Origin of the sequence: Reinekea thalattae, assembly GCF_008041945.1 — a bacterium.
GTDB classification, from domain to species: Bacteria; Pseudomonadota; Gammaproteobacteria; order Pseudomonadales; family Natronospirillaceae; genus Reinekea; species Reinekea thalattae.
Window position 1 is genome coordinate 222,600 of sequence record NZ_VKAD01000003.1, and the last position, 13,027, is coordinate 235,626.

The 13,027-nt window shown below is 47.7% G+C and carries 10 protein-coding genes; 8 read left to right on the plus strand and 2 right to left on the minus strand.

The window, feature by feature from the left end; translation table 11 throughout:
* Window positions 1–163 precede the first annotated feature (163 nt).
* Window positions 164–1,945 carry a DEAD/DEAH box helicase gene (locus FME95_RS13395; protein WP_147715002.1) on the minus strand — a complete coding sequence of 594 codons (1,782 nt, stop codon included), beginning with the start codon at window positions 1,943–1,945 and terminating at the stop codon, window positions 164–166.
* A gap of 491 nt (window positions 1,946–2,436) precedes the next feature.
* Here FME95_RS13395 and pepD point away from each other — a divergent pair, with 491 nt between their 5' ends.
* The gene (pepD, locus tag FME95_RS13400) at window positions 2,437–3,897 is read left to right on the plus strand and encodes a beta-Ala-His dipeptidase (protein ID WP_147715003.1); all 1,461 of its coding nucleotides are present in this window, start codon (window positions 2,437–2,439) and stop codon (window positions 3,895–3,897) included.
* 108 nt (window positions 3,898–4,005) lie between these two features.
* Here the strand turns inward: pepD and rpsT are convergent, their stop codons facing one another.
* Window positions 4,006–4,272 (minus strand): 30S ribosomal protein S20, encoded by a 267-nt coding sequence (gene rpsT, locus FME95_RS13405; protein WP_147715004.1) that lies wholly within the window; start codon window positions 4,270–4,272, stop codon window positions 4,006–4,008.
* A gap of 199 nt (window positions 4,273–4,471) precedes the next feature.
* Here rpsT and murJ point away from each other — a divergent pair, with 199 nt between their 5' ends.
* The 7 genes from murJ to FME95_RS13440 all read left to right on the plus strand — a co-directional run bounded on the left by murJ (window position 4,472) and on the right by FME95_RS13440 (window position 12,983).
* On the plus strand, window positions 4,472–6,037 hold the full coding sequence (gene murJ / locus FME95_RS13410; RefSeq protein ID WP_246109382.1) for a murein biosynthesis integral membrane protein MurJ: 1,566 nt from the start codon (window positions 4,472–4,474) through the stop codon (window positions 6,035–6,037).
* Between the two features lie 61 nt (window positions 6,038–6,098).
* On the plus strand, window positions 6,099–7,028 hold the full coding sequence (ribF, locus tag FME95_RS13415) for a bifunctional riboflavin kinase/FAD synthetase (protein ID WP_147715005.1): 930 nt from the start codon (window positions 6,099–6,101) through the stop codon (window positions 7,026–7,028).
* Window positions 7,029–7,032: 4 nt separating this feature from the next.
* Window positions 7,033–9,852: an isoleucine--tRNA ligase gene (ileS, locus tag FME95_RS13420; RefSeq protein ID WP_147715006.1), complete on the plus strand. Its 2,820-nt coding sequence runs from the start codon at window positions 7,033–7,035 to the stop codon at window positions 9,850–9,852.
* A gap of 66 nt (window positions 9,853–9,918) precedes the next feature.
* On the plus strand, window positions 9,919–10,362 hold the full coding sequence (gene fkpB / locus FME95_RS13425) for an FKBP-type peptidyl-prolyl cis-trans isomerase (RefSeq protein WP_147715007.1): 444 nt from the start codon (window positions 9,919–9,921) through the stop codon (window positions 10,360–10,362).
* The gene (gene ispH / locus FME95_RS13430) at window positions 10,352–11,299 is read left to right on the plus strand and encodes a 4-hydroxy-3-methylbut-2-enyl diphosphate reductase (RefSeq protein ID WP_147715008.1); all 948 of its coding nucleotides are present in this window, start codon (window positions 10,352–10,354) and stop codon (window positions 11,297–11,299) included. The genes fkpB and ispH overlap by 11 nt, the downstream gene beginning before the upstream one ends.
* Before the next feature lie 122 nt (window positions 11,300–11,421).
* Window positions 11,422–11,967, plus strand: a complete 546-nt coding sequence (pilV, locus tag FME95_RS13435; RefSeq protein ID WP_187265537.1) for a type IV pilus modification protein PilV — start codon at window positions 11,422–11,424, stop codon at window positions 11,965–11,967.
* Between the two features lie 29 nt (window positions 11,968–11,996).
* Window positions 11,997–12,983, plus strand: a complete 987-nt coding sequence (locus FME95_RS13440) for a PilW family protein (protein ID WP_187265538.1) — start codon at window positions 11,997–11,999, stop codon at window positions 12,981–12,983.
* Window positions 12,984–13,027 lie beyond the last annotated feature (44 nt).

Consider the following 13,027-nt stretch of genomic DNA (forward strand, 5'->3'; position numbering starts at 1 on the left):
CTTTGAGTCTTAACTGTTATTTAAAGCGAAAAAAAAACAGCCTAACGAAAAACCGAGAGGCTGTTTAGAATATTGCTTTTAAATGTCGCGCTTTACAGTGACCGCTCGCAGGCTTAAACGGTTATTTAGTTTAAGCCTGGATTAGCCGAGCTAGATAAGTCGCTTAAGACGAAGTAGCAGGGCTGCGTCGTGATCGCTTCTCGGTATTTTTACGAGGTTTGCGATCACCACCGCGTGGTGGGCGAGCGCCTTCGCTTGGTGCGTCATCTTTCCATTCACGTAGGTTTAATGGACGGCCTTTAACGCGGGTCTTTTGTAATTGGCCAAAAATTTCTTTTGGCATGCCAGCAGGCAGATCAACCAGAGTGAAGTTTTCACGAATGGAGATATTGTTAATGAAGCGACCTTCAATGCCGCCTTCGTTAGCAATGGCACCGACAATAGAACCTGGTTCTACTTTGTCGCGGCGACCAACATCGAGACGGTAAGTTTGCGCATCGTAATTTAATTCACGACGTTTGCCCGCGCCTCGTTCGCTGCGGCCACGACCGCCATCACGGCCGCCATCGCGATCGCGGCTACGATTAGAATCACGATCGTTATCGCGTTTACGTGCTTTAAATTCTGGATCTTTTGGCAGCTGTAATGGCTTGTCTTGCTGTGCCATCAGCGCAAGAGCAGCAGCGATGTCTTCGAGCTCAGAATCTGTTTCGTCAATCCAGCTGGTTAGCATGGCTTTAAAGTAGTCCAGCTTATCTTGCTCAACATGCTCAAAGACGGTGTTTTTAAACTGCTCAGCACGGTGCGCACCAAGTGTTTCTGCCGTTGGCATTGGGTATTCTTTTAATTCCGATTTGGTGGCGCGCTCGGCATCGCGAATAAAGCGTTGCTCTCTTGGTTTTACAAAAACGATCGCCTTACCACTACGGCCAGCTCGACCAGTTCGGCCAATACGGTGAGTGTAGGTTTGTACATCGCCTGGAATATCCCAGTTGATTACGTGGCTGATACGTTCGATGTCGATACCACGAGCTGCAACGTCAGTAGCAATAACAATGTCAGTTTTGCCGTTACGTACTGCGTTTAGAATATCTTCTCGTTGCTTCTGTGCAACTTCACCGCTTAGCGCAGTCGCTGAGTAGCCTCGTGCAGAAAGTTTTTCTGACAAGTATTGGCATTCTACTCGTGTGCGAACAAAGATAATGACCGCATTCCAGTCTTCGACTTCAAGTACGCGAGTTAAGGCTTCAAGTTTGTCGATGCCCTGTACACGCCAGTGCAGCTGCTCAATACGGCTAAGTTCTTGAGTGCTGGCTTTAATTTCAATCTTTACTGGGTTTTTCTGGTATTGATCGGTAATACGTTTAATTTGTCCCGGCATGGTGGCAGAGAACAGCGCAGTTTGTTTGTCTTCTGGAGTGTGTTCCAAAATCCAATCGATATCTTCAATGAAACCCATGCGTAGCATTTCGTCGGCTTCATCTAAAACCATGTGTTTTAGGTCAGATAAATCTAATGAATTACGACGAATGTGATCCATAACTCGACCCGGCGTACCAACAATAACCTGTGGGTTTTGCTTTAAGGCACGTAACTGGTTGCGCATATCTGCACCACCATAAATTGGTAAAACAGAAAAATCTTTTACGCCGCGAGCATAGGTTTGAAAGGCTTCAGCAACCTGAATAGCCAACTCACGAGTTGGGCAAAGCACTAATGCTTGAGGCAGCTTTTTGCTGACATCAATTTTGCACAGTAATGGCAAAGAGAAGGCTGCGGTTTTACCGGTACCGGTTTGTGCTAAACCTAGAACGTCATTGCCTTGCAATAGGCTGGCAATGGCTTGGCTTTGGATTGGCGTCGGGGTTTCGTAACCTAGCGAATCTAAAGTTGTAAGAATAGAAGGTGCTAACCCTAAGTCAGCAAAGGTGATGTTTTCAGACATGTTTTGATCTCAAATAAGTAAAGCCGCTCTTTTTCGTAAAAAAAGAGGCGGAAGGGTCATTCCAGAGGCCATTTGGCCTTTAGGCTCGTCCAGCGCTTAGGCTGGTGCGGCTGATCGCCGCGCGAAGGTGAGGTAGGCTGCGCCTTGTGTGCAATCCTAAGTCTTAAGTTTTACGGCATGAAACCGTAGGCCATAAAACTCAGTTTGCGAAAACCCTGTCGATCTTAATGAAGAACAAAACGGCTCAATTGAGCGGCACATTTGCAGGCTGAGTCACCTTGGCGGCGCGGAGTATACAGAGCTAAATTGGCTTTGTCTGTATAGTTTTTATCCAATTTGTCGCCAATTGAGCATTTATGGCTGTTTATTGGTTGGATATTTACACTAAAAGCGTCGCTGAGATGAATTTTGCCAATGCTTACTTAACAAGTTATTGCCCATAGCGCGGTCAGCAAAGTAAGCTAATAGCACGATTATTTGAGGTGTTAAACATGACAACCAGTCAATTACCGGCACAGCCAGCCCATCTTTGGCAGCACTTTTATGAACTGTGTAAGATTCCGCGGCCATCGGGTAAAGAGCAGGCGGTGCGTAGTTATATTATTCAGCTCGCTGAGCAACGAAATTTAAACTATCAAGTTGATAAGACAGGCAACTTGGTGGTGTATGTACCGGCTTCGCCCGGACATGAAGCAGCAGAAACTGTTGCGATTCAAAATCATATGGACATGGTGACGGTAAAAACCGGCGATAAAGAACATAACTTTGAGCAGGATGCGTTGCAGCTGATGGTCGAAGATGGTTGGTTGACGGCCGATCGTACCACGCTAGGCGCAGATAACGGTGTCGGCGCGGCAGCAGCATTGGCGGCAATGACCGATGAAGAGGTTATTCATCCTGCCTTGGAGCTTGTTTTTACGGTCGAAGAAGAGACCGGTTTGTACGGTGCCAGTGGTTTGGACGCATCGCTATTAAATGCGACTCGCATGATCAATCTCGATACGGAAGATTGGGGTGAGGTCTATATCGGCTGTGCCGGTGGTTATGGCTATAAAGCAACACGCGACTTCCGTATCGACAGTGCCGACAGCACATTAAAGCCTTATTTAGTTCACCTTAAGGGTCTGTCTGGCGGTCATTCGGGATTAGAAATTCATCGTCAGCTGGGTAATGCCAACCAGCTTCTGGCTGAGCTGTTGATCGATTGTTCTGATCTAAGCTGGGCGCTAGAAAGTTTTAGAGGCGGTGTGGCTCACAATGTAATCGCTCGTGAAGCCAGCGCCTTGGTGTATATCGACCCTGCGCAAGAAGGTAAATGGCGTTTTCGTATGGAGCAGGCCTCTCAGCGTTGGTTGAGTTATTTGCCGGAGGCAGATCAAGGCTTAAGTTGGTCATTGAAACCCTCTACGGACTCGTCACATGAAGTTTTGTCCGTTGCCGATCGCGATCTGCTGTTAGGCTTAGTGGTTGCCATGCCGCATGGTGCGCAGAACTATAGCTTTGCTCAGCCAGCTGACTTGGTCAATTTAAGCTGTAATTTGGCGGTGGTTAATCTAGTTGCTGGACAGTTAACGATTCAAACCAGTTTGCGCTTCTTTAATGCCAATGAAACCAGCGGTTTAAAATATAAGATTGAAAATATTTTCAAAGCCTATGCGTTGGAAATGGAAGTGATTTTGGATTACCCAGGTTGGAATCCTAACTTCGATAGCGCCTTGGTTGCTCAGGCGGCTGGTATTGCAGAGCAGGTGACGGGTGAGCAGGCACAATTGAAGGCTATTCACGCTGGTTTAGAGTGCGGCATTTTGTTGAGCAAAAAGCCAGATATGGATGTTGTCAGCTTTGGGCCAACCATTCGTGGCGCACACAGTCCGAGCGAGCGCTTGGAAATCAGCACGGTTGAGCCTTTTTGGCAGATGCTAACGCTATTATTGAAAGAATTAGCCGCTTAATGCGGTTAATTTCTACTTATCGATAAGGACATGGCCTTTGCTTTAATAAAGTGAAGGCAATAAAAAAGCCGGCAATTGCCGGCTTTTTTATGACTTGAACGCAGAAGATTAAGCTTTTAGGGCTTTTACTTTAGCGTTTAAGCGACTAACAGTGCGGCCAGCTTTGGCTTTACTGATGATACCTTTACGTGCCATGCCATCTAAAACAGGCTGAGCCGTTAAAAGTGCCTTGTTCGCTTCGTCGTAGTTACCGCTTTCAATTTGGGCAACGACTTTTTTAACGTATGTGCGAACCATTGAACGCATGCTTGCATTGCGACTACGACGGACCAGGGCCTGACGAGCGCGCTTACGAGAACCAGCAGAATTTGCCACAGGATGCTCCTTTAAAAACTGGTGTGGGTAAATTTCGAGGGCGCGATTCTATTGGCTTGGCTGGCGGCTGTCAACGAAAAAATGCAACTGCGTGATTTTAACCGATGGCTCCGACTTAGGGCTTCTTCTTAGTGTCGCATGTCAGTAAACTCGCCGCTTTATTAGTTAGCGTTTAATCATTGTTAAAAAGGGGACTTTTGTGGGTAAGGCGAGCGACGTCAGTGGGTCTAAGAATAAGTCGATCCTGAAAAGTTCTATCGTGTTCTCCGCCGCGACCATGCTCTCTCGAGTGCTTGGCCTAGTGCGAGATATGGTGTTCGCGGCATCCTTTGGCGCCGGTGGTTCGCAAGATGCCTTTGTCATTGCCTTTAAAATCCCTAATTTTTTACGTCGTTTATTTGCCGAAGGGGCATTTAATCAGGCGTTTGTACCGGTGTTAACTGAATATCGACAAGCCGAAGGCGACGCCAGCGTTGCTAAGTTGGTGCGCGCGGTGCAAATTTATTTAGCTGCCGTCGTCGGTGGCGTTACTCTGGTTGCGGTACTTGCAGCACCAGTCATCGCTTGGCTGTTTGCGCCTGGCTTTCATGACGACGGCGCTAAGCTTGCCGAAGTCGGTCGGTTTTTACGGCTCACCTTTCCTTACCTTTGGTTTATCTCACTCACGGCGTTATCGACTTCAGTGCTGAACAGCTACGGTAAGTTTGGTGCGCCAGCCTTAACTCCGGTGATTTTGAACCTCTGTTTGATCGCCTCGGCGCTGTTTTTAACTCCGCTGTTTCAGGTGCCGCAAACCGGATTGGCCATCGGCGTTTTGGTTGCGGGCCTTTTGCAGTGGCTGTTTTTGTGGCCTTCGTTATTGCGAACGGGAGTCTGGTCGTTATCGCCTCGTTATCAGCCGCACCCTGGTGTTGCTAAAATATTTAAGCTGATGTTGCCAGGGTTGTTCGGCGTTTCGGTTAGCCAGATTAATTTGTTATTGGATACTGTCTTGGCGTCTTTGCTGGTCGATGGTTCGGTCAGCTGGCTTTACTATTCGGATCGGTTAACCGAATTGCCTTTAGGGGTGATTGGCGTTGCTATTGCGACGGTGTTGTTGCCGAGGCTTTCAGCGTTGCATGTCAGTGATGATAGCGACCGCTTTGAGCGCACATTGGCGTGGGCAATGCGAATTGTCTTGTTGATTGGCTTACCGGCTATGGCAGCGTTGATTATTTTGCCGGATGTATTGCTAACCCTGTTGTTTCAATACAATCAATTCACGCCAGAAGATGTCATTCAAAGTGCCTCGAGCTTGGCGGCTTATGCCGTGGGTTTGCCAGCCTTTATGCTGATTAAAATTTTAGCGCCGGCGTTTTTCTCGCGTCAGGATACCAAAACGCCGGTTAAGATCGGCATTCAAGCGATGTTCTGGAACATGCTGTTTAATTTGCTGCTGATCTACCCATTGGGTCATGTTGGCTTGGCGTTAGCGACCTCGCTATCGGCATGGCTCAATGCCGGATTACTGGCTTGGTCGTTGCGACGCAGCGGTCTATTCCCAAGCTTGCCGTTGTGGATGAAGACGCTGCTGCGAATTGTGTTTGCTTGTTTGGTGATGTCGTTGCTGCTGCTGTATCTCAAAAACATCGCATGGTTACAGATGCCGGGCGATATTTTAGGTCGTGCTCGGGTGGTTGCTTGCTTAGTTTTCGCCGGTGCGGGCAGTTACATGCTGGCTTTGCTGGTGGCTCGGTTAGGTTTTTCTGAGTTAAAGCACCCTTAGCGGGACACTCCCGCGCCTTTTTTGTATACTGCGCGGCCAATTTAAACAGTCTCTTTTAGCTATGCGCATTTCTCGATTGCCTTTAACCCAATTAGCCGCATCAGCTGTCACTATCGGCAGCTTTGATGGCGTGCATCTTGGGCATCAGAAAATCATTCAGCAATTGGTTGCCAGCGCTAAGCAGAAGGGCTTGTTGTCGGTGGTGGTGACCTTTGAGCCATTGCCGCGTGAGTATTTAAATTCTAAGCGGGCGCCGGCGAGACTCTCTTCGCTGGTCGATAAGGCGCAAAAGTTAGCGCAATTAGGCGTCGACCAACTGGTGGTGCTGCCCTTTAATGAGCGTTTGCGTTCGTTATCGGCTGAGCAGTTTGTGCAACAGGTGTTACTCGATGCATTAAATGCACAGTGGATACAGGTCGGCGATGACTTTCGCTTTGGCGCTGATCGCAAAGGCAATATTGATTTTTTACGGCACTATTTACGACCCTATGACTTTGATGTTGTCGATATGCCCTCATTTTGTGTTGATCAAGAGCGCATCAGCAGTACGCTGATTCGCCAGCTGCTTGCGGCCGGTGAAATGCAGCAAGCCGAAAAGTATTTGGGCAATGCCTATAGTTTGAGCGGTCGCGTTATTTATGGCCGTCAGTTGGGGCGTAATATCGGTGTGCCGACGGCCAACCTACTATTGCCACACAATAGATTAACCACCGACGGCGTGTTTGCCGTCTCTTCGATGATCGATGGCCAAAAGTATTACGGCGTTGCCAACTTGGGGCCGAAACCGACGGTGAATGATGCTAGGAATTGGTTAGAAGTACATTTTTTTAATCTGAGCGCCAACTTATACGGCAAAAGGCTGTGTATCCAGTTGCATAAGCGGCTGCGAGCGATACAAACATTTGATAACCTTGACGCCCTGAAAACACAAATACAGTGCGACATTAATGCTGCGAATCGATGGTTCGAGCAAACGACGGAAGTGAACTGAGCAAATGACTGACTACAAATCGACTCTGAACTTGCCACAGACAGAGTTCCCTATGCGTGGAGACTTGGCAAAACGTGAACCTAAAATGCTGGAGCAATGGCAGAAGAGTGGCATTTATAAAAAAATCCGCCAAGCCAGTCAGGGCCGAGAAAAGTTTATTTTGCACGATGGTCCGCCGTATGCGAACGGCTCGCTGCATTTAGGTCACGCGGTTAACAAAATATTAAAAGACATTATCATGAAGTCGAAAAGCTTCAATGGTTATGATGCGCCTTATGTACCGGGTTGGGATTGTCACGGTTTGCCTATTGAGCACAAGGTTGAGTCGTTAATCGGCCGAGCAGGTGAAAAGGTCGACTTTAAAGAATTTCGCGCCGAATGTCGTAAATATGCCTACAAGCAAATCGATGGTCAGCGTGAAGAATTTAAACGCATGGGCGTTTTTGGCGATTGGGATCACCCTTATTTGACCATGGACTTCCAAACCGAAGCCGACATTATCCGAGCGCTGGGCGATATTGCTAAGTCAGGCCACCTAACGCGAGGCTTTAAGCCGGTTTACTGGAGTGTGGTTGGTGGTTCGGCATTGGCCGAAGCGGAAGTTGAATACCAAGATAAAACCTCGTTTAGCATCGATGTTGCTTACCCAGCGATTGATCAGGCTGCGGTGCTTTCTGCGCTAGGCAGCGATGCTGGCGAAGGCACTGTTTATGCAGTGATCTGGACCACAACGCCTTGGACCTTGCCGTCGTCGCAAGCGATCAGCGTTGGGCCTGAAATCGAATACGTATTAAAACAGGTTGAACATCAGGGTACTAAAAAACGCATCATCATCGCTGAAGAATTAGCGGCAAGTTTTGCTGAGCGTTCTGGCCTTGAATTAGGTGAGACCCTAGCTCGAGTCAGCGGCGAAAAACTTGAACAGCTGAAATTTAAACACCCATTCTATGAGCGTGAAATCCCAGTATTGTTGGGCGAGCATGTGACGCTAGATGCCGGTACAGGCTGCGTGCATACCGCGCCGGATCACGGTATGGAAGACTTTGTGGTCAGTAACCAATATGGCATTGAAACACTGAACCCAATGAACGATAAAGGCGTGTTCCGAGACAACGTCGAATTGTTTGCCGGTGAGCATGTTTATAAAGTCGACCCAAAAGTTATTGAGGTTGTTAAAGAGCAGGGCAACCTGCTTAGCGAAGGTAAGTTGACGCATTCGTATGCGCATTGCTGGCGTACCAAAACCCCGTTGATTTACCGCGCCACACCGCAGTGGTTTATCAGCATGGAAGAAAACGGCCTTAAAGACCAAGCAATGCAAGCCATTAAGGGTGTGCGTTGGGTGCCAGGTTGGGGGCAAAGCCGTATTGAGGCCATGGTTGGTCAATCACCAGACTGGTGTATTTCTCGCCAGCGCACTTGGGGTACGCCAATTACCTTTGTGGTTCACAAAGAAACCGGTGAGCTGCATCCCGAGCTAGGCAAAATCATTGAAGCGGTTGCCTTGGAAGTTGAAAAGGTCGGAATGGACGCTTGGTATGATTTCGATCTTGCCAGCGTGATTGATGACGCCGATGATTATGAAAAAACCAACGACACGCTCGACGTTTGGTTCGACTCTGGCGTTACCCATTCCTCGGTCCTGCGTAAGCGTGAAGAGCTCGGTCAGTATCCTGCGGATATGTATCTGGAAGGTTCAGACCAGCACCGCGGTTGGTTCCAGTCGTCACTAAAAACTGCAGTGGCAATGAACGGCAGCGCACCCTATAAACAGGTGCTAACGCATGGTTTTGTGGTTGACGAAAAAGGCTACAAGATGTCCAAGTCGTTAGGTAACGGCATGGAACCGCAAGAAGTCTTTAAAAAATACGGCGCAGATATTTTGCGTTTGTGGGTTGCCAGCACCGACTATTCTGGTGACATGGCGTTCTCGGAAGACATTCTAAAACGCACAGCTGATTCTTACCGTCGAATCCGTAACACGGCACGTTTCATGGTGTCTAACCTGAATGGTTTTGATCCTGCGAACAACATGGTCAAGCACGAGGACATGCTAGCGTTAGACCGTTGGGCGGTTGACCGTACGGCAGTCGTACAACAAGAAATTGCCGACCTGTTCGATAACTACCACTTTGTGCAAGCGGTACAAAAGATTCACCACTTCTGTGCATTGGATATGGGCGGTTTCTATCTAGACATCATTAAAGATCGTCAGTACACCACACAAGAAGATTCACTAGCGCGCCGCTCAGCACAAACAGCGCTTTATCATGTGCTGCAAGCAATGGTTCGCTGGATCGCTCCGGTTTTAAGTTTTACCGCCGACGAACTTTGGCAGCATGTTCCTGGCCAAGCGCAAGAAACTGTTTTCACTGAAACCTGGTATCAGGGTTTGCAACGCTTTACCGAAAGCGAAGCGATGAATGCAGATTATTGGCAGTTGGTGCAGCAAGCCAAAGATGGCGTTAATAAGGTACTAGAACAGGCTCGTAACGACGGTCACATTGGCGGCGCTTTATCTGCCGAAGTCACCCTCTATTGCTCAGCAGAGTTAAAAGCATCGTTAGAAAAACTAGGTGATGAACTGCGTTTTGTGACCATCACCAGCGCCGCAGAATTGGCCGATATCAGCGCTGCACCAGCGGATGCTGTTGCTACCGAACTATCGGGTTTGAGCGTGCTGGTTAAAAAATCTAGCCATGCGAAGTGTGCTCGTTGCTGGCACCAACGTGAAGACGTCGGCAGCCACAAAGAGCATGAAGAGTTGTGCGGTCGTTGTGTCGATAACGTCGCAGGTGATGGTGAAACTCGTCAGTTTGCTTAAGGTGGTCGATGGGCGCGCTACGATGCTGCGCCCTAGCCGCTGCAATGATTAACGAAGAGAGTTCATATGCAAATTCATGAAAACTCAAAAGTAACGCTGAATTTTGCGTTACGTTTAGAAAACGGTGATACGGTTGATTCGACGTTTGATACTCAACCGGCAACCCTGTGTATTGGTGATGGCAACTTGCCCGAAGGGTTCGAAAAACACCTGATGGGGCTTGCTGAAGGCGATAGCCGGACAGTAAAGGTTGCACCGGAAGATGCGTTTGGCCAAGTAAATCCTGGCAATCTTCAACAGTTTAAAACTGAACAGTTGGCGCAAATCGGCAGCATTGAAGTTGGTATGATGGTGTCGTTTGAAGATGCAGCGGGTACAGAGTTGCCAGGCGTCATTACTGAAATCGGAGACGAACTGGTGACTGTCGATTTTAACCACCCATTGGCGGGTAAATCACTCGACTTTGAAGTAGAAATTATCGCAGTCGAGGCGGCTACTGATGGACATTAAACTTGCCAATCCGCGTGGCTTTTGTGCCGGTGTTGATCGCGCGATTGATATTGTGAATCGAGCGTTAGAGGTTCACGGTGCTCCGCTGTATGTGCGTCATGAGGTGGTACACAATAAATTTGTGGTTGAAGACTTAAAAAGTCGCGGTGCTATTTTTGTCGATGAACTAGATGAAGTGCCTGATAACCAGTGGGTTATTTTTTCGGCTCATGGAGTTTCGCAAGCGGTGCGAGCAGAGGCGGATCGTCGTGGTTTACGCGTTTACGATGCGACCTGCCCTTTGGTCACCAAAGTACATTTGGAAGTGACGCGTTATTCTAACGATGGCGATGAATGTGTGCTGATTGGTCACCGTGGCCACCCTGAAGTTGAAGGCACCATGGGTCAGTACGATAAAACCAATGGCGGCGATATCTATCTAGTCGAAACCCTAGCGGATGTTGCAGCATTGCAACCTAAAGATGAAAATCGATTGGCTTACGTTACTCAAACGACGCTATCGATGGATGATACCGCCAGCATTATCGATGCTTTACGAGCCAAATTTCCAAACATTCAAGGGCCGCGTAAAGATGATATTTGTTACGCCACTCAGAACCGCCAAGACGCAGTAAAAACCTTATCGCAGCAGTGCGATATAGTGATTGTTGTCGGCTCGCCAAATTCATCTAACAGCAATCGTTTACGTGAGTTGGCAGAGCGAATGGGTTGTGCTGCTTACTTGGTTGATCATGTCGATCAATTACAGCCGCAATGGTTTGATGGCGTCAAAGAAATTGGTGTGACAGCAGGAGCGTCAGCGCCAGATATTTTAGTACAGCAGGTTGTCGATGGGCTCAGAAACATGGGTGCAAACCAGTTAATTGAGCTCGACGGCGTAATAGAAAATATCACTTTTTCTATTCCGAAAGAATTGCGTATTAAACAGATCGACTAAAGGTCGAAGCGTAATGTGGCTTGTTGATGAGTCGCAAGTCAGCAATTAATAGATGGTAGTTTTGGCTTAACCAAACAATCAATCAAATACAGAAAAATCAGTATTCTTACAAGGATGTAATGATGCAGATACCTTCCCAAAAGCGGGCCTTACCGGCTCAGCTAATCAACAGCTCGTTAGGTTTTACTCTCATTGAGGTGCTAGTCGCCATTATTATTTTTGCTGTCGGTTTATTGAGTCTGGCAGCCAGTCAAAGTTTTGCATTGGTGACTATTCACAATGCTATGCAGCGTACTGTTGCCGCTCAGCTTACTGCGCAGTTTATTGAAATTTCTCGGCTCAATCGTGACTTGATTCAGCAGGATGCATTGCAAGGTTTGAATGTCGATTCCTACTGGCACAGTGACTCTGTTATTTCTGAACAGTGCAGTTCTGATGCGCAAAGTTGTTCGGCTCAGGCCATGCTAGACAGTCAAATAGATCAGTGGCTGTCATCCGTGCAACGAAATTTGCCAGAGCCTCAGGTTCAGCTGCAACCTTTAACTGCAGGTCATTATTTGTTGAAGCTGAGTTGGTTAAATCAAGCCGAGCTTATTTCTACTGAAACCTCCAATGACAATAGTGATTCCGTTGCTCGGCAGACTCTATCGGTTTACTTTGTTTTATGACAAAGACTGATATATCTAAAAAGCAGTCAATGACTCAAAAGAACCTAACGGCAAAAAAGTCGGTGCGTGGTTTTAGTTTGGTTGAAATGCTGGTGGCTTTTGCGCTCTCGCTGTTAGTTATTGCAGCCGTGGTGCAGTTGTTACTCGCCAATCGACAGTCGGTGCAAATATCGCAAGCGATGGTTCGAGTTCAGGAGTCAGGCCGGTTTGCAATTGAGTTTCTAAGTCATGCCATTCAGCGTGCTGGTCAATACAGTTGTGTTTCGTCGCTTAATGCGACTGAAAATACAATTGCTTGGCTTAACGATGATTATGTTGATGTTCAAGCGATACAAACACAAGTGCCTACGGCATTGGCCAATCAGTGGCAGAGCAGCTCTGATGGTGACGTCTCGTTAACATCGGATCGGTTGTCTTTACTAGTCGCGACAACCAATGATGCCATCGTACATTCTGTATCAGGCGAAACCATTTTCTTTACTGGTGATGGCGAGTTCAGCGATGGTGATGCCGTTGCATTGGGCAATTGCCTGTTTTCTGATTTAACTTTTATTTCGCAGGTTTCAGCAAATTACATCACCTTGGAACGAGCTGCTCGAGCAGAGGCAAGCCTTGAACAAAGTACGCCACTGATGCTCACTGAACTGCAACATTTAAGTTTTTTTATCAACAATGAAAACCTGACTGTTGAAATTAATGGCGGAGCTTCTTGGGCTCTTGTTAATGGTGTTGAGGCTTTGCAATTTGAATACGGCGTGGACAGCGACTCAGATTTTGTTGTCGAGTATTTTTCCGACATCGACACCATTCAACAGGCCGATCAGGCGGCAAATATTATTGCTGTACGCATTGGCTTAGTTGTCGTGTCTGCAACCATTGAAGAGGGTGCGCCGCAAAAACTGACTCAGCAAACGCAAACCTTATATTTGCTGGGGCAGCGTTACGTTGCGTCCGATACTCGTTATCGCGCGGTATTTCAAACCACAGTTGCACTCACTCATCGAGGCAAATTTTGAATTGCCGTCGGCCATTAAAAAGCTTGCCCCGTTATCAAGGCGGC